The organism is Pseudoalteromonas luteoviolacea H33-S (assembly GCF_001625695.1).
GTDB lineage: Bacteria > Pseudomonadota > Gammaproteobacteria > Enterobacterales > Alteromonadaceae > Pseudoalteromonas > Pseudoalteromonas luteoviolacea_B.
Genome location: NZ_AUXY01000093.1, coordinates 12,939 through 34,313, shown reverse-complemented (window position 1 = coordinate 34,313; position 21,375 = coordinate 12,939). Strand labels below are relative to the sequence as shown.

The 21,375-nt window shown below is 41.1% G+C and carries 21 protein-coding genes; 12 read left to right on the top strand and 9 right to left on the bottom strand.

Going from position 1 to position 21,375, the window contains the following annotated elements:
- Positions 1–18: 18 nt before the first annotated feature.
- The 3 genes from N477_RS18700 to udk form a co-directional block, all read right to left on the bottom strand.
- Positions 19–3,027, bottom strand: coding sequence for a TonB-dependent receptor domain-containing protein (locus N477_RS18700; RefSeq protein WP_081216608.1), 3,009 nt, complete (start codon positions 3,025–3,027; stop codon positions 19–21).
- A 383-nt stretch (positions 3,028–3,410) separates the two neighbouring features.
- Positions 3,411–4,634 carry a NupC/NupG family nucleoside CNT transporter gene (locus tag N477_RS18695; protein ID WP_046354077.1) on the bottom strand — a complete coding sequence of 408 codons (1,224 nt, stop codon included), beginning with the start codon at positions 4,632–4,634 and terminating at the stop codon, positions 3,411–3,413.
- 17 nt (positions 4,635–4,651) lie between these two features.
- Positions 4,652–5,281 (bottom strand): uridine kinase, encoded by a 630-nt coding sequence (gene udk, locus N477_RS18690; protein WP_039610702.1) that lies wholly within the window; start codon positions 5,279–5,281, stop codon positions 4,652–4,654.
- Between the two features lie 310 nt (positions 5,282–5,591).
- On the opposite strand from udk, the gene N477_RS18685 reads away from it, so the two are divergent.
- From N477_RS18685 to N477_RS18645, 9 genes are all read left to right on the top strand, one after another.
- Complete coding sequence (locus N477_RS18685; RefSeq protein WP_063363884.1) at positions 5,592–6,806, top strand: phosphopentomutase; 1,215 nt, start codon at positions 5,592–5,594, stop codon at positions 6,804–6,806.
- Between the two features lie 17 nt (positions 6,807–6,823).
- Positions 6,824–7,525 (top strand): purine-nucleoside phosphorylase, encoded by a 702-nt coding sequence (gene deoD, locus N477_RS18680; RefSeq protein ID WP_039610704.1) that lies wholly within the window; start codon positions 6,824–6,826, stop codon positions 7,523–7,525.
- Positions 7,526–7,842: 317 nt separating this feature from the next.
- Positions 7,843–8,865, top strand: coding sequence for a hypothetical protein (locus tag N477_RS18675; RefSeq protein WP_063363883.1), 1,023 nt, complete (start codon positions 7,843–7,845; stop codon positions 8,863–8,865).
- 93 nt (positions 8,866–8,958) lie between these two features.
- Positions 8,959–9,684, top strand: a complete 726-nt coding sequence (locus N477_RS18670) for a hypothetical protein (protein WP_155731956.1) — start codon at positions 8,959–8,961, stop codon at positions 9,682–9,684.
- Positions 9,656–9,985, top strand: a complete 330-nt coding sequence (locus N477_RS18665; protein ID WP_063363881.1) for a hypothetical protein — start codon at positions 9,656–9,658, stop codon at positions 9,983–9,985. The genes N477_RS18670 and N477_RS18665 overlap by 29 nt, the downstream gene beginning before the upstream one ends.
- A gap of 95 nt (positions 9,986–10,080) precedes the next feature.
- Entirely contained in the window at positions 10,081–11,100 is a 1,020-nt protein-coding gene (locus N477_RS18660) for a hypothetical protein (protein WP_063363880.1), read from the top strand.
- A gap of 54 nt (positions 11,101–11,154) precedes the next feature.
- The gene (locus tag N477_RS18655) at positions 11,155–11,895 is read left to right on the top strand and encodes a ferredoxin--NADP reductase (protein ID WP_063363879.1); all 741 of its coding nucleotides are present in this window, start codon (positions 11,155–11,157) and stop codon (positions 11,893–11,895) included.
- Positions 11,896–11,966: 71 nt separating this feature from the next.
- The gene (locus tag N477_RS18650) at positions 11,967–12,422 is read left to right on the top strand and encodes a nuclear transport factor 2 family protein (RefSeq protein WP_063363878.1); all 456 of its coding nucleotides are present in this window, start codon (positions 11,967–11,969) and stop codon (positions 12,420–12,422) included.
- A gap of 174 nt (positions 12,423–12,596) precedes the next feature.
- The gene (locus N477_RS18645) at positions 12,597–13,334 is read left to right on the top strand and encodes a substrate-binding periplasmic protein (RefSeq protein ID WP_081216607.1); all 738 of its coding nucleotides are present in this window, start codon (positions 12,597–12,599) and stop codon (positions 13,332–13,334) included.
- A 26-nt stretch (positions 13,335–13,360) separates the two neighbouring features.
- On the opposite strand, the gene N477_RS18640 is transcribed toward N477_RS18645, so the two are convergent.
- Complete coding sequence (locus N477_RS18640; RefSeq protein ID WP_063363877.1) at positions 13,361–13,588, bottom strand: hypothetical protein; 228 nt, start codon at positions 13,586–13,588, stop codon at positions 13,361–13,363.
- Positions 13,589–13,824: 236 nt separating this feature from the next.
- Here N477_RS18640 and N477_RS18635 point away from each other — a divergent pair, with 236 nt between their 5' ends.
- Both N477_RS18635 and N477_RS18630 read left to right on the top strand, forming a co-directional pair.
- The gene (locus N477_RS18635) at positions 13,825–16,380 is read left to right on the top strand and encodes a reprolysin-like metallopeptidase (RefSeq protein WP_196760659.1); all 2,556 of its coding nucleotides are present in this window, start codon (positions 13,825–13,827) and stop codon (positions 16,378–16,380) included.
- Positions 16,377–16,748: a hypothetical protein gene (locus N477_RS18630; protein WP_063363875.1), complete on the top strand. Its 372-nt coding sequence runs from the start codon at positions 16,377–16,379 to the stop codon at positions 16,746–16,748. The genes N477_RS18635 and N477_RS18630 overlap by 4 nt, the downstream gene beginning before the upstream one ends.
- Before the next feature lie 53 nt (positions 16,749–16,801).
- Here the strand turns inward: N477_RS18630 and N477_RS18625 are convergent, their stop codons facing one another.
- Genes N477_RS18625 through N477_RS18610 form a run of 4 tightly spaced genes read right to left on the bottom strand, consistent with a single transcriptional unit; the run spans position 16,802 to position 19,383 of the window.
- Entirely contained in the window at positions 16,802–17,227 is a 426-nt protein-coding gene (locus tag N477_RS18625; RefSeq protein ID WP_063363887.1) for a hypothetical protein, read from the bottom strand.
- Positions 17,228–17,238: 11 nt separating this feature from the next.
- Positions 17,239–18,027 carry a DNA-binding domain-containing protein gene (locus N477_RS18620; protein ID WP_063363874.1) on the bottom strand — a complete coding sequence of 263 codons (789 nt, stop codon included), beginning with the start codon at positions 18,025–18,027 and terminating at the stop codon, positions 17,239–17,241.
- Entirely contained in the window at positions 18,014–18,859 is an 846-nt protein-coding gene (locus tag N477_RS18615) for a DUF692 domain-containing protein (protein WP_063363873.1), read from the bottom strand. The genes N477_RS18620 and N477_RS18615 overlap by 14 nt, the downstream gene beginning before the upstream one ends.
- 59 nt (positions 18,860–18,918) lie before the next feature.
- Positions 18,919–19,383, bottom strand: coding sequence for a hypothetical protein (locus N477_RS18610; protein ID WP_063363872.1), 465 nt, complete (start codon positions 19,381–19,383; stop codon positions 18,919–18,921).
- A 526-nt stretch (positions 19,384–19,909) separates the two neighbouring features.
- Here N477_RS18610 and N477_RS18605 point away from each other — a divergent pair.
- Positions 19,910–20,830 carry an immunity 49 family protein gene (locus N477_RS18605; protein WP_063363871.1) on the top strand — a complete coding sequence of 307 codons (921 nt, stop codon included), beginning with the start codon at positions 19,910–19,912 and terminating at the stop codon, positions 20,828–20,830.
- A 45-nt stretch (positions 20,831–20,875) separates the two neighbouring features.
- On the opposite strand, the gene N477_RS18600 is transcribed toward N477_RS18605, so the two are convergent.
- On the bottom strand, positions 20,876–21,352 hold the full coding sequence (locus N477_RS18600) for a GNAT family N-acetyltransferase (RefSeq protein WP_081216606.1): 477 nt from the start codon (positions 21,350–21,352) through the stop codon (positions 20,876–20,878).
- Positions 21,353–21,375: the final 23 nt, after the last annotated feature.

The following is a 21,375-nucleotide window of genomic DNA, read 5'->3' as shown; positions in this document are numbered from 1 at the left end:
AAGCCTTTTTTGTCTTTGTTAAAATGTGATTTGTGCACCCAATGAAATAAAGCGACCTCGTCCGCCACCATAAGCACTATGAAAGTTGCCATTCCCCCCAATGATAAAGGGCCCATTGTTATTAAACAGGTTTTTTACATTGCCAGAGAGTCTTAATGTCGCCCCTTGTAATTTTTGACGATAAGACAATTGAAGCGAGTGAGTGGTGTATGATGGAAGGTCATTACCCCAAAGAGGTTCAGGGTTGTCGATACAGGTGTCCGACTGCTGTGCACACTGTTCACTATTATCTTGCATAAAACCAAGCCAATTTTCATATACTTGCTTATTACGTGTTATACCGCTTTTAAATTGTGTATGCCATGACACTTGCCATTTATCGTGTTGCCAAGAGAAAGAGGCTTTGCCTGTATCTGTAAAAATATGGTGATTTAAATACCCTTCGTGTATTTCAGTTACTCGTTCATTGATGTGATCAGATATCAATGCATGCTCAATGACGTGATTCCAATTCAATTTAAATCTGAGCTGGCCAAGACTGTTTAAAGTGTATACATAGTGAATCGCCGCATCATAGCCTTGCGTAAACAGCTGGTTTGCATTGACCAAGCGCTGTTGTAACTCAATAATTTGTCCTTCACTGTCTCTTTTTATCGCCTGACAAAATGGATTATTAGGATCAAAAGGTGTGTCTGTTTGATAACACCTATTCATAATATTTTGATGTGAAAGTGATGTGATGACGTCTCTTATGCTAATACGATAATAGCTAGCATTAATGCTCATGTTAGCGATTGATTCAGGCTCAACTTGGAGCTCAACCGCGAAACTATCGGCAGTTTCTTCGGTTAGCTCTGGATTTCCCAAATTTGGCGAGTAGCTGTTATTACGATCGTGAAAAATCCCCTCTTTTTTTATTACAGCATTGATACTCGCTTCCTTTTTGCAGTTTTCATGACCCATCAGCGTTGATGTTGCTGTAACGCCATTACATAAGTCTTGAAAGGCATTGTAGTCGCCTCTTATTGGAGACATGAGCTCAGTGATTGTTGGGGCTCGCATCGCCTTTGCCCAATTAAACTTCACAACATAATGTGTCGTAGGGGTGTAATTAAACCCAAGATTATAGCTCTGAATAAGTCCCATATTTGACCAACTATAATCCGCTGCGCGCGCAGCTAAAGAAAGGCTTAATTGGTGAGCAAATCGCCTATTTTTGAGCAAAGGCACAGACGCTTCCATAAAAATTTCATAGCTGGTGACATCTCCAGAAAAGTTAGGAATATAGTTAAAAGTCATCCCCCCTTGAGGCACATTGGTGGATACGTTTTGGCTGTCCCTTCGGTAATCTATACCAAAAGCACTTAATACAGGGCCTGATGGCAAGTTGATAAGTTCACCACTGAGTGCGGCGGACAAGGTTATTTGTGAAAGGCGGGTGGTCAGTTTAGGGTTCGCTCGTATATAACTTGCGGCCGCTGGGCTAATCGCGTTTTCTCCAAATAAGTTGATTGGGGTACAGCCAGTTTTTCTGGCGTCTTCATCTATGCACTCAATGGAACCATCAGGTAGCTTGTGGGCGTTAAGTGCGTTTCTGACATGAGCAACGTTTAATTCGTTATAACGGATTTGTTGTTGCGTAAATTGACCAAAGCCAAGTGAGGTATCCCATTGCCAGTTATCCCACATGATTCCATTGAGACCAGCCCACGTGCGCAGTGTGGTGCGCGAGTTATCATTGGTGACGGCGCCGACTTCTTGAAACAGGCGATCCCATTTTATATCTTGGCTATTTGCACTTTCTCTGATTTTTTGCGGAATATAAGGATTAGTGTAGGGGATTGCGCCTATACAATCTGAACCAAATTGCTGTGTGTGTGCGTTATAGGTGATGACCAGATCACACTCATCTTCGTTTTCTGGGGACTTTATATTTTGACTATCATTTTTGCTGTAATGTAATTGAAAATAGCCTTGCTCACCTGATTTAAAATCAAATTCATTTTTGATTGCTAAGTTGAGCTGCTGACTGGGTAATTGCAGTAAGTTATATTGATTAAAGTGCAAACCATGCACTTCTTCTTGCCAGTCATTTCGTAATGTTTGCTCATCAAACCAAAAACCTGAGTTAGGTTTAAAGCTACTCGATTCATTAAAAACCCCTCCAGGTAATGCATCGCTTAACGAAGTCCAATCGCTTTGAACAATATCTCGCATACAGCGATATGCACTCTGTTGCTTAGGATCATACAGTGTCGTGAGCATAGTGTTACACATTCTTTTTGGGTCATATCGCCAGTCATCCTGCTGTTGAGCACGGCCTCTATCCCAGTAATCCAAGCCAAAATGTTTGATGTAGGTTGCGCTTAGCAGCAGCTGCCCCTGCTGGTTGTTATACTGAATCCCAGTATCGGCATTAAAGGCGATTTCACGTGCACCGCCCGCCACGCTCTCGCCAACAGTTAAATTAATTGTTGTGTCATCTTTGCTTCGCTTAGTAATGATATTGACGACACCTGAGATAGCGCCAGAGCCGTATGCTGCTGAGGCACCACCGGTAATAATTTCGATATTTTTTATCATACCCTTAGGTATGGTAGAAAGGCTGACCAACTCACCTGAGTAACTATTTGAAACGACCCGCCTGCCATCAATTAAAGTCAATGTTCTGTTAAGTCCTAAACCTCGTAAATCGACGGTTGAAAGGCCTGAATTATGCGTACTATTTTGAGAGTTTAAATGACTTATTCCCTCATTAATTTGAACAACTTCATCAATGAGAATATCCGATAAATAGGCATATGCGGACTGATCGATTATGTCGTCGGAAATACGAGTGAGTAAATGCGTGCTATTGCCTTGTGCTATATGCGACCCCGTTACTGTGATGCGTTCAATATTTTGAACTTCTTGCTTATGTTGTTGTGTTGCGATGGGCGCTGCGTACCCTTTACTCGCATTAAAAATACAGAGAGTAACAAGTACAAATATAGAAAAAGCGTTATTAATTTTTTTACTCAATGACACTAAACTTCCTTAAACACACTAATTAGGCAGTAAAAAAACACACGTAATAAGAAGCTTCTCTTTTCTGAAGGGTTTCTTTCACGTTCTCAAGAGCAGCTCGTAGCATAGCTATTGTTTATTAATTTATAATTATATGTTTATTAAATGTGAATTAAAAGCGGCTTTGGATGAGAAAATTGATTACATAAAAGTTGTGTGTGAATTGTATCAATGAGAATTTTGGAAAGTGATGAGAGTTGAAGTGGCTGTATTTATGATGTATCAGAAACGATAAAAGGGCCATAAAGGCCCTTTGGAAGTATCGTTCAAGTTAGTATGGTTACCCTAACCCCTTAAGGCAACCAACCAATTGTTTTGCAAAAGCGGCATATCTCGTTAAGTTTCTAAGCTAGCGAGAGGAAAAAACCTGCTATTGCTGCGCTCATTAGGTTAGCCATTGACCCTGCTAAAACCGCCCTGAGCCCTAAGCGTGCGATATCCTTTCTACGACTAGGAGCCATACCACCTAGTCCGCCTAGTAAAATTGCAATCGACGATAGGTTAGCAAATCCACATAACGCAAATGTGACAATTGCTTGGGTGTGTTCAGATAACCCATCGCGATAATTCATAAAGTCCAAGTAGGCAACGAATTCGTTAACTACTAATTTTTGGCCGATAAAGCTACCTGCCGTTACTGCTTCTGCCCAAGGTACACCAATCATCCAAGCTACTGGTGCAAAGACATAGCCTAAAATTTCTTGTAATGTCAGCTCTGGGTGATTAAACCAGCTGCCAATTCCGCCAAGTAAACCGTTCATCAGCGCGATTAATGCGACGAAGGCCAGTAGCATTGCACCTACGTTAAGGGCCAAGTGCATGCCGCTTGAAGCGCCTGCAGCCGCCGCATCGATAACATTAACTGGCTTTTCTTCACCACTGTCTACTTCAGCTAAGTTTTCTTTGGTTTTTTCTGTCTCTGGCACAATCATTTTGGCCATTAAGAAACCACCTGGTGCTGCCATAAAGCTTGCTGCGATTAAATATTTTAAATCGACACCAATGGCAACATAGCCCGCCATGACTGAGCCTGCAACAGTTGCAAGACCACCAACCATAACGGCAAATAACTCTGATTGCGTCATTTTAGGAATGAATGGCTTCACAATAAGAGGTGCTTCTGTTTGTCCAACGAAAATATTCGCGGTAGCAGAAAGCGACTCAGGTCGTGATGTTTTAAGTAGCTTTTGTAATCCGCCACCTAAAATTTTAATTATCCATTCCATAATCCCGAGGTGGTATAAAACACCGACCAACGCCGAGAAAAATACAATGACAGGCAAAACCTGAATTGCAAATACAAATCCAATTGACTCTTGCGCAGCCAAAGGACCAAATAAGAAGCTAATTCCATCATTGGCATAGCCAATCACTGAAGAAACTGCTGACGACATAGCGGCCAACGCGTTTTTACCAGCTTCTATAAAGAGTACAAAGCCGCCAATGACGACTTGCATTAAAAATGCGATACCTACAGTTCGTTTGTTTATTGCGCTGCGGTTCGTTGAAGCCGCGAAAGCAATACCTAGTAGCATCATCATGCCTACTAGGCTCATTATTGTTGTCATGCCAAAATGTTCCCGTTTTATTCTTGCAGCAAATATTTTATTTTACTTTTAATAATATCAATCGCAACGCGATTCATACCGCCACGGGTCACGACCAAGTCGGCATTGTGCTTCGATGGTTCGATAAACTGATAAAACATCGGTCTAACCGTTGCTTGATACTGCTCAACAACAGAAGAAATACTTCTGCCTCTGTGCTCGATATCACGCTGCATACGGCGTAATAAGCAAATATCAAGCGGGGTATCAATAAATACCTTTATATCAAATTCTTCTATTAATGCTGGGTCGCTTAACAGTAAAATCCCTTCGACAATTAATATTTTTGCCGGATTTACTGTGCGTGTCTCACTACTGCGCGTGTGTTGAGCATAATCATAAGTTGGTACTTGTACTGACTTACCTTGACGTAATTGTTCAAGATGCTCTTTCATCAACGCATGTTCAAACGCATCCGGATGGTCATAATTTGTTTGAGTTCTGTGCTCAAATGGCAAATGCGATTGATCTTTATAGTAAGCGTCTTCTTCTATAACGGCGATAGCGCCTGATTCAAGTTCATTTACTAATTCGTTATATATTGTTTGACTAAAAAGAGACTTACCAGACGCAGAAGCGCCAGCTATGGCTATAATTGTTCGTGTCACTAAAGTTCACACCCAGCTATTGTTGACGTTGGAAGATCACAATAGCAAAAAAGACACGATTAATCTCTTTTGCCTCGCTTAATGAGCAAATTTAAATGTTTTGTCCCATTCAAAACAGGACTTATGTCCGCTGGTATAACCAGATTTTTTATTTATTTAAAATGGGGACTAAGAAGATATATTATGGTTTTGTGACAGCGGACTAATGTCCTGTACGATATATTTAGCTATCAATAAAGTAACGACCTCTGGGAGCAAAGATGCTTTATAAAAACAAAATACAGCCCAGACAAAAGATGAGAGGTGATATATGGCAAGAGCAATTATTTTAATGGCAGATAGCCTTGGCGTTGGTGCAGCACCAGATGCTGAAAAATTTGGTGATGTAGGTGCCAACACGCTCGCTCATCTTTTGCAAGCATATAAAGAGGAAAAAGGTTCTGCTCTATCTATTCCTAATTTAACAAAATTAGGCTTAGTAGATGCATGTGAAGCCGCAGGTGGAAAAACATGTGAAGTTGCTGAGCGTATTGAGCCGGTAGCAGCATGGGGTTATGCCAAAGAGCTTTCTAGTGGTAAAGATACACCGTCTGGACACTGGGAAATGGCAGGTGTGCCAGTTTTATTCGACTGGGGCTACTTTCCAAATACACAACCTTGTTTCCCGCAAGAGTTTATTGATGAGCTGTGTAAAAGAGCGGACATCCCAGGCATTTTAGGGAATTGTTACGGTTCGGGCACAGTGATTCTAGAGCAACTGGGTGAAGAGCACGTCAAAACTGGCATGCCTATTTGTTACACCTCAGTTGATAGCGTATTTCAAATAGCCGCTCATGAGCAATCATTTGGCCTTGAAAAGCTTTATCAAGTATGTGAAATCGCACGGGCACTGCTTGATGAAATGAACATAGGACGAGTGATTGCGCGGCCGTTTATAGGCACTTCGAGTGCCGACTTTATTCGTACAGGTAATCGTAGAGATTATTCTGTTTTACCACCGGCACCAACTGTTTTAGACAAGTTGGCTAATAGCGGGGGGGAAGTGATCAGTATTGGTAAAATTGCAGATATTTATGCGCACCAAGGGATCACACAAAAACACAAAGCACCTGGTTTGATGAACTTATTGAACAAAACCAGTGAAGTGATTGACTCAGCGCCTGAAAACAGCCTGATTTTCACTAATTTAGTAGATTTTGATGAAAAGTTTGGTCATCGTCGCAACGCCGTCGGGTATGCCGAAGCGTTGGCTGAGTTTGACGCCTACTTACCGACAATTTTAGGTAAGTTAAAAGATGATGATGTGCTATTCATCACGGCGGATCACGGTTGCGACCCTACAGCACCGGGTACCGATCACACAAGAGAATACGTGCCAGTATTGGCATACCGAAATGGGATGAACAATACTCCATTAGGTGAAAGAAACAGCTTCGCAGATATAGGTCAAACACTTGCCCAGTGGTTTAACCTAGAAGAATTAGAATATGGTGACGGCTTTGCCGACAAGTTGGTTACAGCTTAAGTTAAAGGAAACATGTTATGAGTACTCCGCATATTAATGCAAACCCAGGTGATTTTGCTGAAACGGTATTGATGCCAGGTGATCCACTACGTGCTAAGTATATTGCTGAGAACTTCTTAGAAGATGCTCGCCAAGTGACAGACGTTCGCAACATGTTTGGATTTACTGGCACATATAATGGTAAACCAGTGAGCATCATGGGTTCTGGTATGGGTATCCCATCGATGTCAATTTACGCACGTGAGCTTATTGTAAGCTTTGGTGTTAAAAACTTAATTCGTATCGGTACTTGTGGCGGTATTAATCAGGATACAAAAATCCGTGATGTGATTTTTGCACAGGGTGCAAGCACAGACTCTAATGTAAACCGCGCTCGTGTGCGTGGCTTTGATTTTGCTGCTATCGCTGACTTTGGTCTTCTTGAAAATGGTGTTAATGCAGCGCGTCGCCTAGGTATTGAAGCGAAAGTAGGTAACGTTTATACCACAGATACTTTTTATCAGGCTGACAGCAGCTTTTACCCTGAGCTAGACAAATTAGGCGTTTTGGCTGTTGATATGGAAACAGCTGGCCTTTACGGTGTTGCGGCTGAATATGGTGCAAAAGCAATGGCTTTATTCACTGTAAGTGACCACGTCATTACCGGCGAAGCAACGCCACCAGAAGAGCGTCAAAGCACGTTCAACGAAATGGTTAAGATTGCTCTAGAGTCAATTTAATTTAAAGTAGCGCACGCTTTGCGCTGCTTGAACAGTTCCTTGGTAACGTAATCGCAGAGTTTTGGAGACACGCCTAAAACAAAGCGAATCACACCCAAAAAGCCGCACCTAGTGCGGCTTTTTTTTATTTGTGACTAGTCGTAAATAGTGTTGATACTTTGCAAACTTCGTTCCCGATAACGAGTTTTATAAAAGGGATGAGCGATGGCTCAACGGCTTATATACGCTTCGACAAACACCGATGATCAACCTAATTCATGCTTAAACGCGAGTGATGTACTATATTTTATTTAGCAGCATAACACTGATAAATTTAAATGAAATATATTGGCGTATTAGCCGCTTTTATTTTGTATTTGGCAATACATAAAGTCGTGGCAATTGACTCTGTAAATATTGAACAGGAGTCTGACTCTGAGAAAATTAAATACCTCTCCTTAAATTATCCAGAAAAGGCAATTGAGTTTTATAAGCAGAATGCGTCTAAGCATCTACTGCATAGTAATGAAGAAACAATGTCGGTCTATGCGAGTGTGCTCATTGCAGCTAGTAATAGTCATAATATTGATCTAATGGAAGAGGTTATAGGCTTGATAGCTGATGATAGGCTTGACTCTTTTAGAAAGCCCTATCTTTTTACTATTATTAATGTGATTGGTGTTTCTTACGCTATGAACATGCAGTATACACACGCGATAAAAACTCATAAATGTGCACTAAATCATACTAATAGCCACTTGGAAAAAATGATATCCAAAGTAAATCTTGCGATTACTTACCGTATGCATAACCAACCAGCACTAAGCTACCAAATCTTACAAACCATAGATGAGGCGATCCTTAACGGCAGGAGAGCTGCGGGCGTGCTTGTTGAGAAAGGGAACACCGCTATGGTGTTAGGCGAGTTTGATTCGGCAGTTCGAGCATACAAAGCTGCTCGGGTACAGTACTTAAACGGAGGCCATCATAGGAATGCAATGAGAGTTGTTGTGCATCTATTGGGGGCTGCACTTTTAGATGAACGGTACAAATTATTCGATGTAAGCCGAAAAAAACTTGATCCACAGTCTAGTACCTATTTAACAGAAAATGAACTTACCTACTTAAAATGGTTAGATCTGATTTATCAGAGTATCCAAGACAATCAAATATCTGAATTAGCAGCTACTTATACGTCAAATAATTTTGCTGTGTTTATTGAAGCAGGGTTTCAAGCGCCAGTTGAAAGCTTGCTAAAAAAATTTAAAGCGCAGCATATTGTCTCGCATGACCCATCTACAACAAATATAGTAACCAAAATAGATGACAAGCTTGCACATAGCTGGTGTGATGGGGCGTAACTAATGTTGACAAAATGCGTAATTGTTATGGTCTGTTTTTAAAAAAGCATTGATTTACTAATATCGACGAGGAAAAGTGAGTGGATGGTATTGATGAAGTATTTTATATATCTATTTGGCCTACTGCTACTGAGCTATGGTAGTACCTCTGCGATAGAAGAACATATCAGCGCTTTCGCGACAGAGTCTGAGAGTATTGAGTATCTTTCATTAAATTATCCTGATAAGGCCATTGAGCTTTACAAACGCAATTCAGCCAAACTATTGACAACACACAGCGAAAAGACTGTGTCTTTTTATAATGATGTACTGGTTGCCGCCAGCAGCGTGCATGACACCGTTTTAATTGAGGAACTCGTCGGTTTGCTTGCTCATCGTAGACTTGATCCATTTCGGGAGCCTTACCTTTTTGCAATCATTAATGTGCTCGGTGTATCTTACGGCACAAATTTACAATATGTTGAGGCGATTGCTGCATATAAATGTGCTTTGACGCTAACTGACAATAAACTTGAAAAGACGATAGCTAAAGTAAATTTGGCGATAGCGTATCGTATGGCAGAACAACCTGCGCTAAGCTATCAAATATTGCAGAGTATTGATGAATCAATCTTGAGTGGTCGAAGAATTGCAGGCGTATTGGTTGTTAAGGGAAATACAGCGATGGTGTTGCGTGAAGTGGGTGCTGCCATTGATCATTACACGATGGCTAGACAGTACTATATCAAGACAAAGCATCATCGAAATGCTGCCAGGGTGACTGTAAACTTGCTAGGGGCTGCTTTGGCAGATGGACAATGGACAATGGACATTATTTGATAAGGTTCGAAAAACATTGAATTTAACACTCCAAAGTCATTTTACTGATAATGAGTCCGCCTATTTACTATGGTTAGATAAATTATATGGAAGTTTGAAAAATAAAAAAATATCATCAGAGGCACAGAGTGCCACATTAAATTTGGCACCTAAATTGTTAGCCGGTGGTTATCTAGCACCAGTAAAAATGATTTTGGAACCCCTTGGGGCAATGCATCTTGTTTCGTTGGAAGTGCAAACTGAAAGTAAAAAAAACAGACTACGTTCAAGGTTAATAGAGCATTGGTGCGGTGTACCGTAATCGACGGTCATAACAACTTTTTGCCTTGTTGATACTGTTTCTAGAAATACATTGATGTACTATGGTTAACTCAACAAATCGATTTGACAACCTAAATGAAGTATTTTATTTCCCTGCTTTTGCTGTTCTTGTCTTGTCAAAGCAGTGTTTCTGCCAGTGAAAAACAGGATCTAGACTTTGCAACTGAGTCTGAACGGGTCAAATATCTTGCGCTCAACTACCCAGCAGAGGCCGTGAGTTATTATGAACAAAATGCTCAAAAATTGCTTGTACAAAGCTCTGCTCAGACGGTCTCCATCTATAGTAGCGTGTTGGCTGCTGCCAGTAATACGGGCAATATTAAGTTAGTCGAAGAGCTTGTTTCACTACTGTCTGACGAAAGGCTGAGTCCACATAGTTCCGGTTATCAATTTACTATCATTAATGTCATAGGTGTTGCATATCGATTGAATCGCCAGTTTGATGACGCAATTGCAACGTATAAATGCGCACTCAAACATGCGCACAATAGCATGGAGAAGATGACCGCGAAGGTGAACCTTTCCATTGCATATCGGATGGACAATCAGCCTGCGATCAGTTTTCAAATTCTTCAAAGTATTGATGAAGCCATTCTCAGTGGTCGACGAAAGGGGGGGTTGCTAGTCGTTAAGGGGAATACCGCAGTCGTTTTAGATAAACCAAAAGCAGCTATTAGTTATTTCATTGCAGCGAGGCAACATTATTTAAAAGACAAGCATCAGCGCAATGCCTCGAGAGTAACGGTTAACTTATTAGGCGCTGCTTTAATCGCAAGACGTTCAGAACTTTATGAAAAGTATCGCAAAAAACTCACACCGACTTTTGAGGCATACTTACCACAGAGCGATCAGTTATATCTAAAGTGGCTAGATCTTATGCATGAAAGTGTGGAATCAAATCGAATTGCTGATCACACTCTGCGGTATACGAAAAAACACCTTTCTCGGTTAATAAAAGAAGGCTATGAGGGCCCTGTACACAAGCTACTCAAGTCGTTAAATGCAGAGTTTTTGATGCCTGAGCAGTCGCGACGGCACTTAATTTTGACGTCGTTGCGTGTTGATTTAGCAAAACCTTGGTGTCAGGAACTTTGACAAGCTTTTAATCTATGCCATTGTTTTAGTATATGCATTTATAGTGGTGCAGGTATGACAAATTGGGTAATAGGAAAAGTTGTAGAAGTTAATTGGTGGACACCGAGCTTATTCAGCCTAAAAGTTGCGGCCGATATTCAAGACTTTACAGCAGGTCAATTCACGAAATTAGCACTAGATATTGGTGATAAGCGAGTGGCACGCGCTTATTCATTTGTGAATTCGCCTTCTGATCCCTTGCTTGAGTTTTATCTAATAGAGGTTGAGGATGGTGCGTTGTCTGCTAGGTTGGCTCAACTGAATGAGGGGGATGACGTTTGGGTTTATAATAAGCCCTCCGGATACTTTACAACGGATGAAGTGCCCCAAGCAGATACGTTATGGATGTTGTCTACAGGCACTGCAATTGGTCCATTTTTGTCTATTGTTAGCGATGGAAAGCTCTGGAAGCAGTTTAAGCGAGTTGTACTTGTTCATGGCGTACGTTTAAACACAGATCTCTGTTATCAAGATCAAATTCGTGCGACTGAAAAGTTGTTTAAACAGTTTACTTATGTTCCTTTGGTAAGTCGCGAAAAGCCGGACATAGGATTAAGTGGCAGGGTGACTGATATTATTAAAAATGGACAACTTTTGAGCTTTTGTAAGCTGCCAGCAATACCCAAAGATAGCCATTTTATGTTATGTGGCAACCCTGAAATGGTGAAAGATACGACGTTGCTATTACAACAGCTTGGTTTTAAAAAACATCGCAGAATAGAACCAGGGCATATTACGGTTGAGCAATACTGGTAAGCTTAACCTAGGCTGTATTACATATTATAAAATTGTTATACTCTACTCGCCCGTACCAAAAAGGGGGAAGTATGAGGTATTTTTTTCTATTTGCTTTGTGTATATGTTCAGTTGCTATTGCGAACCCAGCATTTGAGGATAAAGCGAGCGAATATAATCTACAAAAAACTGAACAAGAAAAAGCTGCAGAGGCTGTCATTGATAAGCTGATCCGAGCCTATAATAATCAGAATATTCGTCAGTTTTTAGCTTTGTATGCAGAGGATGTTGAGTTTTACATGTACCCGCAAACCTTGATGTTCAAAGGCAAGAAGCCACTTATTAAACGCTATGGGTTAATGTTTGAGAAGATGCATTGTATGAAATCAACGTCTATCAAGCGGATCACGAACGGAAACATCGTGATAGATCATGAAACATCTGAAATTTGCACAAAAGCGGACGGTGTGATTGATAAACGCTCTGAGTTTGTGACAAGTTATCAGATAGAAGATGGCAAAATTCAGAAGGTGGTATTCTTTAGGTAATCACCTCTGTACAGTGTTATTTCCCATCGAAAAGCGACAAACTATTGTTGCTTTGCATGTGTTTTTTGATTTTATTTTTCTCATCACATCATAACGACTATCCTTTTAGTAAAGCGTAACAAAGAGATTGCGCAACAATTGTCATTGTTTCATCGGTAATTATTTGGAGGAGTCGTGATTGACAGGTTGGCACTGTTGCTAGTGCTTTTGTTTTTTTGTATCCAAAACAATGCTTTTGCTGATATACCTAAGCTTCAGGTGGTTACTGAAGAGTGGGTGCCATACAATTATGCGACCCCGCAGGGGGAAATTGTAGGGCGCGCGACAAAAAAAGTGCGTGAAGTGCTAGACCTTGCAGGTATTGAATACGATATCAAGCTTTACCCCTGGGCTCGTTCAATGAAGCTGACAAAAACACAGCCTAACACAATGATTTACTCTATTTACAGAAGTAGTGACCGTGAAGATCTGTTTGAGTGGGCTTGCCCTTTAATGCGGCCTGTTAGACAGTACTTGTTCAGACTAAAAAGCAGAACTGATATTCAAGTGGATTCGCTAGAGGATGCGAAAAAATATGTGATTTCGATTGTTCGTGGCAGCGTGGTTCATGAGTTTTTAACTAAGAATGGGTTTGAAGCAGGCACAAATCTCGATATCACTGCAGATCCAAGTGCATCTCAGAGGAAGTTATTAGCAGGTAGAATAGATTTCTTACTGACAACAGAGTACACCATGCATGCAACATTGAAGTCTATTGGTGTTAACTATAATGTTGTTGTGCCAGTGATTGAGGTACGGAATAATTCTGATAGACGTGCATGTATGGCGTTTAATTTAAATACAGATAAGCAGTTAATTGAAAAAGTAAGAAGGGCATTAGCTGAGCATAATAGCCGCTATCTTGGCCCTTAATACAGACATTAGTTTTAGTACATTATTTACCAAGGCTTTAAGGTATTACGACTTCTTTTGGGCTTATCTACAAGATATTTATCGAAAAGTCGTTTACCATTATCACTTTCAAGCGGAGTATGTTTGGTACTTGGATTTAAAACAATAGCCAATATTGCGAGTAAACTCGTTTTGACAAATTCCATTTCAATAAGATAGATAAATGATAGCGTTGTCATCGCTATACACGCTATAAAACGAATTAAAAAAATCATGCCTTTCCCTTTGCAAGTTTCATGATTCAAATTTAGAGCTATTGTTCTGTTGTTTCAAGTGGTCTGATGAGATTTTTTACGTAATTACATGCATTAACACCTATAGCCTACAGCTCTGATCGGCAATTTCCTACAAATGAAAACCTGTTCAATTCATGTTTGAATCAAAAAAAGAGCAGCAATCAGTCTATCTCTTACTATGCTGTAATATAGATCTCATAAAGCTGGAAAGACTTATGGTGAAATATTTAGTCATTACTTTTGCTGTACTAGTGGTTACTTTAAATGCAAAAAGTCAAACAGAACTATGGACTGAGCTTGAAAGTAGGCAAAGCATAAGCGGTTTAAAAAAAGTTTATTTAGACACACCCCAATTAGCGCAGCGTTTTGCTTCAGGCGGTGATGTGAGAATACACCTCCCCACACCTGACGGCCAGTTTAATGAATTCCACTTAACACCTTACTTTGTTATGTCAAAAGAGTTAGCAAGTAAGTACCCTGAAATCAAAACGTATACGGGAGTCCAAGTTGGTAACCCTGCTGTGAAAGGGACTTTTGATTTTTCACCGAGTGGCTTTTTTGGCGTATATGAATTGTCTGGAAAACGCGTATTTATTGAGCCTATTAACGGGCAAAGTCAACAAAAACAAGCTTTGTATAGAGTGTATAATAAATACGCACTAGATAGTCAAAGCACAAAATCAGATTATCTACTACATGAGCCAATTAAGCGCAAAGCGGGGGCACACACACAGTCGCGATTAAGCGATACACGTCAGCTCAGGTTTGGTATAACTCAAGACGTGAAATACCGATTGGCAGTTGTTACTACTGGGGAATATGCGCAATTTCATGGTGGCACAAAGTCAGGTGTTATGGCTGCGTTGGTGACTTTAGTTAATCGGGTAAATCAGGTTTATATGCAAGATTTATCAACCTCTTTTGAGCTTGTAGCTAATAATGACGATTTGATCTTTTTAGACCCAGCAACAGATCCTTTTGCTAATGATGATACTGACATTGATAAAATTGCAGATGCAATTGCCAGCGTAACCAGCGTTGACAGCTATGACATAGGGCATTTGGTTGGAACCGGGGCAGGTGGGCTTGCTGGGTTTGGTGTTGCATGTACAAGCGCAAAAGCCGAAGGGGTCACAGGTAATCCACAACCAGTCAATGATGCGTTTGCTATAGACTATGTTGCTCATGAGCTTGGGCATCAATTAGGAGCAGATCATACTTTTAACGGTCTGGTTGGTGCGTGTGATGGCAACCGTGTTGAAGATGCTGCGTTCGAGCCGGGTAGTGGTTCAACCATCATGGGGTATACAGGTATTTGCGACACACAAAACCTACAAGCTAACTCAGATCCATACTTTCATGTGTATTCACTAGAACAGATGGCTGCATATACTCGACAAGCAGATGGCAGCTCATGTGGAATAAGAACAGCAAAAACTAATCAAGCACCGGTTGTTGAGGCTGGCGAAAATTTCACGATTCCCGCAAGAACGCCTTTCATCTTAAGCGGCAGTGCAACGGACGCGGATGGTGATGCATTAATGTATAGTTGGCAGCAAAGCGATTTAGGAGGCGCAACCAATAGCCCTCAAGAGGATGCAACTGATATGGGCTCTGGGCCGCTATTTAGGGTGTTTAACCCGGTGCCAGAGGGGGAAAGAACATTTCCTAAAATGGAAGATGTATTATCTGGGCAAGTCAGTTATGGAGAAGTCCTGCCCACGACTAGTCGCAGCTTAAACTTTAAATTATTGGTGCGAGATGGTGCAGGCAATATCGCCGACGATGCAATGATTGTAACGGTTGTCGGTAATCAGCAAGGGTTTGCTGTGCAAGACCCAACCAGTGGCACTCTTTGGATGCTGGGGACACAAACAGTGCGTTGGGAAACTGCTGGGACAGAAAATGCACCGATATCGTGTGGAACTGTTGATATTTTATTATCACTAGATGGTGGTGAAACCTTCCCAACGGTGATTGGTGATAATGTTGCTAATGATGGGGAGCATGAAGTTACCTTAGCTGGGCTCGTGAGCTCTGTTGATGGCAAGTTAAAAATCAAATGTACCGATAATATATTTTTTGCAGTGAACAATGGTAATGTGCAAATACAGGGCAGCTCTGAACCGATAGCGCCCAATATTACTGAGCAGGAAAATTTAACTGTTGCGGAAGATACCAATATTACTTTGGAGATCAGTAACTTTAAATATGAGGGCGGATTTAATGCAGAGTCCATCACCGTCGGAAATGGCGATAACTATACTGTGAGTGGGTTAACAGTTACACCTACGGCCAATTTCAATGGTACGCTCAACGTGCCCATTACGGCAGTACGTGGAGAGCTTACAAGCGATACTTTTAATGCCAGTATTAGTGTGACGGCTGTCAATGATGCACCCTCTGGCCAAGATGACACATTTTCAGTGACTGTGAACACACAAAATAACCTGTTGAATGTGCTGGCTAATGATATAGATGTCGATGGCGATAATTTAGTGATTGGCACTGTAAATTATCAAGGGACAGGTAGTGTTATTGTATCCAACAACCAACTTTCCTATACACCTGCCACAGATTTTCTGGGTTCTGAACAGTTGTCGTATGTTGTTAGAGACGCAGCAGGTGTTGAGGCTACGGCACAGGTGACGATAACTGTGGCAGCGGCCCCAAGTAACGATGGCGGTGGATCTTCAGGGCAGATGTACTACCTCAGTTGGCTGATGTTGCTATTAACGCTTATTAGAGCTAGGCAAAGGAGAGCAATTTGAAAACGTACATTGGTTTGATGTTATCGGCTTGGTTATTGGCTGGATGTGCAGATGGGTATGGTGAGCATCAGAATGAGTCAACCACAGACATGACATTACAAAAAGATGTGTCTGATGCCATTGCTCGCGCAGTTGAAAATAAAGACTTTAGGCTTTATGCAACAACGGGGCGTCGTCCTGTTTTCCCGGGACTTGAGCAGCTTGACTTTGATGAGCTTAAAGTATCGTGTGGCCTTAAGTATTTGCCCAGTACTGGCGATGTAATTAAGTCTGAGCAGGATAAACAGCAACGTCTTAAGCAGTATGAATTTGCTAAGAGCTACAATTTAAAAATATATGCTAAGTGTAAGAAGAACGCTAAAGCTTAGCGAGTTGAATAAGAGTAGACAGACCAAACACGAGCTACTTGTTTAATCTGTTTTTAATTGAGTGAGGTTAGCAGCTTTTTAATGCTGACTCTCACTTGGTCAATATCGTCAACTATGAGTAAAACGGACTGGTTATCGTCAGGCACTGACTCCCAATGCTCAGACCAAGTTTGGTGTAGCGCCTTAGAGCTTGACTGGACGTCTTGATTAGCTAAATAACTAAAGTCTGTGATAAGGCCTATTCTTATCCAGCCTTTTCGCGGGCTCGCCGTATTCATATCTTTATCATAATGCGCGATATAAATGAGTTGTTCTAATGCAGCAAGTTCCTTAAGTATCTCAAAGCAAGCAAGGCGAACATTACTATTATGCTCAGAGACTTCTAACCGCCAAGTGTTATAACTGAAACCGATTAAAGCAAATAGCATGCTAAAGATGACACTGATTTGATAAAGTTGAAGCCTTTGTCTCATTTTCATATCTGTGCCTATTATTGCATTGCTGAGCTCTGCAAAAACCAACCTAGCTCTATTCCTTGCTGCAGTAACTGCATGACTTCGAGCGTACCTTGTTGTTGATCGCCAGTGACATGTGCTGCGGCTTCACAAATAAAGCCAAACGGTAAACCTTGCTTAATACTCATCAAACATTGAAAGTGGCATTCAGATAAAGGATAAAAGCCAGTTCGTTTGTCTCGGGCTCTTGCGATGATCCAGTACTGAGTGTTGTTTAATTCTGGCGGTGGAGGGGAAGTGCTATTTTTCAGCGCTTGCCAACTCTCAACAGCAGAGTATTTGCAAGTAAGTATGTGCACACTATGGTGTAATTGCAAAACGATATTAGGCCAAGCTTTTTGCTCTATGGATTGTAGGTGGGCGAGCTCTAATAATTTGCCATCAGCGGCATCGAATGCTCTCAGTAATAATCGTTCAAACAGGGCCATTTCGGATAAAATACCATGTTCTTTAAAAGGTGTATGGGCGCTGAGAAAATCCGGAAGACGTTCACCATACTCTCTAAGAGATGATGATTGAGAAGGAAATAGCGCTAAATACGACTCAGCCATTTGATCGAATAATTCATCACCTAAATATAAGCCAAGCATTTCATGGTCTTGCTCAAGCACTTTTTTAAGCCTAATTTGATATGCATTTTGATAGATTTCACTGCGTTGCCCGGGCGACAAGCCAGTTTGTTGTGCGATATGATCTGTAAAGCTTGTATTGTGACCCTGTAGCATGGCTATAAAGTCACTTTGTAATTGTTCAAGCGTACTCATAATTTTTCCAGTTGCTTGGGGCCAAAGATCTTGCATGCGTTAGCTCAGCCATGATTTCTTTGAAATCAGGGAAATTATCATCTCTTTCTATCATGGTATTGACTGGCGTATGGCTATTTGCAAACTTCAAGAATAATTCCCACACGGCATCACATACAGGTTGATCGTGTGTATCAATGACGTGGCTGCCAAAATCGCTGTGCCCTGCTAAATGTATTTGCGCAATAGCTGATGAGGGAATAGCGTCTAAAAATTCATTAGGGTCAAATTGGTGATTGCGTGCACTGACATAAATATTATTGATGTCCAATAAGAATTGGCAACCTGTTCTGTTGTGCAGTTCAGCTAAAAATGTCCACTCGTTCATTTCTGATGCTTGATAGGTGAGGTAACTGGATACATTTTCTAAAATAAGTGGACGCTCTAAATAGTCTTGTACAATGGATAAGCGTTGACTCAAATGCGTCAGAGACTCTTCTGTATAGGGCATAGGAAGTAAGTCATGACTGTTAAAGTCGCCTAGAGAAGAAAAACATAAATGGTCAGATATCCAAAGCGGCTGAACACGATCAATCGTCTGCTTAAGCTTATCTAAATAGTCAAAGTTGACATCAGATGTACTGCCAATAGACATAGATACACCATGCATCACAATGGGGTATCGCTCCTTTATTTGTGATAAATAGTGCCAAGGTTTACCGCCTGCAACAAAGTAATTCTCGGAGATAATTTCAAACCAGTCTACCTTTGGGTTAGTCGCTATTATTTCTTCAAAATAACAAGTGCGTAAGCCAAGTCCGAAACCAACATAAGGGGGGGATGTGCTGTTCAAGCTGTTCTCACAAGATTGATTGTTTAGAGCCTGTTTGGAACAGGCTCCAAATAGAGTTATTAACTACCGACTTTACCGCCAATATCTTTACATGCTTTTGCTGGCATATTCACAAAGCCTGTGCCTTTACACGATGCTTGTGCTGCACAGGCGTTGTTAGCTGTTTTACAGTCATTATGACCACCGCAAATATTGACATCGTGGCAGTGTACTAAATCGGCTTTTGCGATACTGCCTACCCAGCTGTCTTTTTGCTTACCGCCTACATCGGCACATGCTTTTGCTGGCATACCGACAAACCCACTCCCTTTACAAGATGCATGGCCAGCACACGCATTATTTGCCGTTTTACAATCGTTGTGACCACCGCAAATATTTACGTCATAGCAATGCACTAAATCTGTGGTTGCACCTTTAGAGCTTGCAGCTGTGCTGGCATTGCTTGATTGGCTCGAATCAGTTGCGTTACAGCCTACAAGACCCGCTACCATCATTGCCATTGCGGCGCCTGTTAATGCTTTCATTGTCGTTTCCTCGTGTTTTGGTATTGCCAAATTTATAGAGCAAACCAGAGTGGGCTGTATTTTGTATAGGAAAAGCACCACTCCAGCGCTCGATTTATTGACTTTTTTTGCAAATGCGCGCGATACAAAAAAAGCAAACTTTATGCGCTCCGGACGACTTGCTAGAAAAGACCTTGTGAGCTGCAGAATAATTTCAGTGTAGACGAAAAAAGAATTGATGCAGAAAGATGTGGCACTCTATTTATTTGTCGTTATTTGGTTTTTTCTTCTGATAAACGCTAAGGAATGCTCTGTACTAGACCCAGTAGTAACAGAGTTATGATTTAGACAAAATTTTAAGATTTCATTACTTACACATTAAAGTAAGCGTATAATATCAAACCAGTACTGGGGGTTAAAATCCTTTTAAATTAAATGCTTACATGTTGCCCTGGGTTTAATTTAATGTGTTTTTTATTGGTGCGCTGCAAGTAAATTTTATAAAAATAAAATGTTGAGGGTGGCATAGACCGCCTTGTGAGGGAAAATGAAACATCATTATGGTGACAGTTACGAACTCGACGTTTACCAAGAGTTTTATCAGCAAAGAGCCCGTTCAGCTTATTCGCGCAAATCTGCTCTTCAAAACGATGAGGTAAGATTTGATTTGATGAGTGGTAATAGTTGGGAATATCAATCTACTAAGTTTTGGCGAAATGGCTTTGATTTTGCGGTATTTGCGAAGCGACCGCACAGCGAGGCCAGATGGTTTTTAGATAAGTTTTATCACTACCATCTAGCACACTTTAAGCGGCATATATTTCCTAACGAGCAACACGAATTGCGCTTAGATGAAGTGTCAATTACCCGCCCAGGGGAGCGATTAAGTTTTGGTATCGACCCAATTAATTGGTGCCGTGCAGTATATTGGGCGCTTGCCTATAACGATATGCAGAGCATTGCATGGCTAGATCAATTTGAAGAGCAGTCAATGGACATGTCGGGTGTTGCTCAGATACATATGGCGGAGTTTAACATTGTAAAAGCCATACTAAATCCGCAGGAGCGGGACTTGGTTGCGGCCATAAAGGCATATATGCAAGTTGATATAACGGTACTGAGTGAACTTGAAAGCCGAGTCGCAGACGACGTGTTATTGTCTCGTCGCAGTGAAAACTTGCCACGCATCGATTGCTTATTGAGTGTATTTTGTCATGAAGATGAGCAAACCTATCAACAAAAAATGCTAGATGCGTTAGACAAGTTTGCGCAATGCGCGCACACAATGGATAAAGCCGGAGAGCCCTTTGCGTATTTTGCATTAGATTTAGTTGGGCTTGCTCGGGTCGCTTACTCTGGTAAAGGGTATCTAGTGCCAGATCATCCTTACTTACCGCAGTGGTTGATAACCGAAGATTTAACAGATATCACACCACCACCAGAGCCCGACTCTATTCCAACGTTATAGCACAGAGATTGCCCGTACTTTGTACGGGCTATTTATTATCTCGAGTTACTTTTTAGTGTTGACTTTCATCTCTAATAGCGACGGCTTAAAGCCAAGCTTTTGATATGCGTTAATGGCAGCTTGATTGTCGTTGTATACATCTAGATAAAAGTCATAAATGCCTTTAGATTCTGCCCAATCAATTAAACGCTGGGTGATTTTTTGGTTTAACCCTTGGCCTCGAAACTCAGGGCTGACAAACATAAACCCTAAGTAGCCATGCTGTTCGTGCTCAAGAGATTGCTTTGATAGTCTGATCTGTACATAGCCTGTGGCGATGATTTGATTATTGCATTCTGCCACTTGTATGCTTGCTTGTTCACTTTGAAGCAGGTTATCTAAATCATAATAGTGAGCATCAGCTTTTATTTGATTGTTATACGGTCGCTCCGCGTCGACAACAGCTTGTTCAAGGTTTAATAATGCGGCTTTGTCTTCTAAGGTTGCTGCTCTAAAGTGAATATGGTGCTGCTCATTTATCATGAAAGTTCCTAACTGCTTACTAT

Excerpts from the sequence above, each read along its gene's own strand:
- N477_RS18635 (WP_196760659.1), top strand. The coding sequence starts at position 13,825 with ATGGTGAAATATTTAGTCATTACTTTTGCTGTACTAGTGGTTACTTTA.
- N477_RS18695 (WP_046354077.1), bottom strand. The coding sequence starts at position 4,634 with ATGACAACAATAATGAGCCTAGTAGGCATGATGATGCTACTAGGTATT.
- N477_RS18660 (WP_063363880.1), top strand. The coding sequence starts at position 10,081 with ATGAAGTATTTTATTTCCCTGCTTTTGCTGTTCTTGTCTTGTCAAAGC.
- N477_RS18655 (WP_063363879.1), top strand. The coding sequence starts at position 11,155 with ATGACAAATTGGGTAATAGGAAAAGTTGTAGAAGTTAATTGGTGGACA.
- deoD (WP_039610704.1), top strand. The coding sequence starts at position 6,824 with ATGAGTACTCCGCATATTAATGCAAACCCAGGTGATTTTGCTGAAACG.
- N477_RS18675 (WP_063363883.1), top strand. The coding sequence starts at position 7,843 with ATGAAATATATTGGCGTATTAGCCGCTTTTATTTTGTATTTGGCAATA.
- N477_RS18665 (WP_063363881.1), top strand. The coding sequence starts at position 9,656 with ATGGACAATGGACAATGGACATTATTTGATAAGGTTCGAAAAACATTG.
- N477_RS18625 (WP_063363887.1), bottom strand. The coding sequence starts at position 17,227 with ATGAAAATGAGACAAAGGCTTCAACTTTATCAAATCAGTGTCATCTTT.
- N477_RS18670 (WP_155731956.1), top strand. The coding sequence starts at position 8,959 with ATGAAGTATTTTATATATCTATTTGGCCTACTGCTACTGAGCTATGGT.
- N477_RS18640 (WP_063363877.1), bottom strand. The coding sequence starts at position 13,588 with ATGATTTTTTTAATTCGTTTTATAGCGTGTATAGCGATGACAACGCTA.
- N477_RS18650 (WP_063363878.1), top strand. The coding sequence starts at position 11,967 with ATGAGGTATTTTTTTCTATTTGCTTTGTGTATATGTTCAGTTGCTATT.
- N477_RS18600 (WP_081216606.1), bottom strand. The coding sequence starts at position 21,352 with ATGATAAATGAGCAGCACCATATTCACTTTAGAGCAGCAACCTTAGAA.
- N477_RS18685 (WP_063363884.1), top strand. The coding sequence starts at position 5,592 with ATGGCAAGAGCAATTATTTTAATGGCAGATAGCCTTGGCGTTGGTGCA.
- N477_RS18620 (WP_063363874.1), bottom strand. The coding sequence starts at position 18,027 with ATGAGTACGCTTGAACAATTACAAAGTGACTTTATAGCCATGCTACAG.
- N477_RS18610 (WP_063363872.1), bottom strand. The coding sequence starts at position 19,383 with ATGAAAGCATTAACAGGCGCCGCAATGGCAATGATGGTAGCGGGTCTT.
- N477_RS18605 (WP_063363871.1), top strand. The coding sequence starts at position 19,910 with ATGAAACATCATTATGGTGACAGTTACGAACTCGACGTTTACCAAGAG.